Here is a 795-nt window from a genome sequence, read left to right as displayed (position 1 = left end):
TACTCAATTTCTTCTAGATAAAATAGTTGCGCAGTCTGTTCACACCTCATCGCCTAGCTTCGTTGGTCATATGACCTCTGCTTTACCTTATTTCATGTTGCCGCTTTCCAAGATCATGATTGCGCTCAACCAGAACCTGGTAAAAACCGAAACCTCGAAAGCGTTTACGCCCCTAGAGAGACAGGTGCTCGGGATGTTGCACCGCCTGGTATACGCTGAAGACAGTGATTTTTATAGCAAGTGGATGCACGATGCAGGGCATGCATTGGGGGCAATGTGCTCAGGCGGCACCATTGCCAATATCACAGCTCTTTGGGCGGCTCGAAATTTAGCCTTTCCACCCGAAGGAAACTTCAAGGGCGTTGCCCATGAAGGCTTATTTCGAGCGATTAAGTACTATGGTTATGATGGTGCTGCAATCGTGGTCTCAAAAAGAGGGCATTACTCTTTTAGCAAAACAGCAGATATTATCGGCATAGGTCGAGATTACCTGGTTTCTGTAGAGACTGATGAGCATAACCGTATAGATCTGGAAGCCTTACGAGATACCTGCACTCGCTTGAAGAAAGAAAATATCTGCATAATTAGCGTGATTGGCATTGCCGGTACAACAGAGACAGGCAATATCGACCCTCTTGAAGAAGTGGCTGAAATCGCGCGCGAGTTTAAGGCTCACTTTCATGTCGATGCAGCCTGGGGTGGCCCGACATTATTTTCAAATGACTATCGCTCTTTATTAAAAGGCATCGAAAAAGCAGATTCTGTCACCCTGGATGCACACAAGCAGTTATATGT

Annotated in this window: 1 protein-coding gene; it reads left to right on the top strand. The window is 46.2% G+C overall.

Translation table 11 applies throughout. The annotated features are described in order from the left end of the window. Nucleotides 1-795 (top strand): aminotransferase class V-fold PLP-dependent enzyme (locus tag A3735_RS01685; protein WP_156499313.1); only part of this gene is annotated, 795 nt, incomplete at both ends.

This window comes from Oleiphilus sp. HI0061 (assembly GCF_001635675.1).
This window is presented reverse-complemented; position numbering and strand designations above follow the sequence as displayed.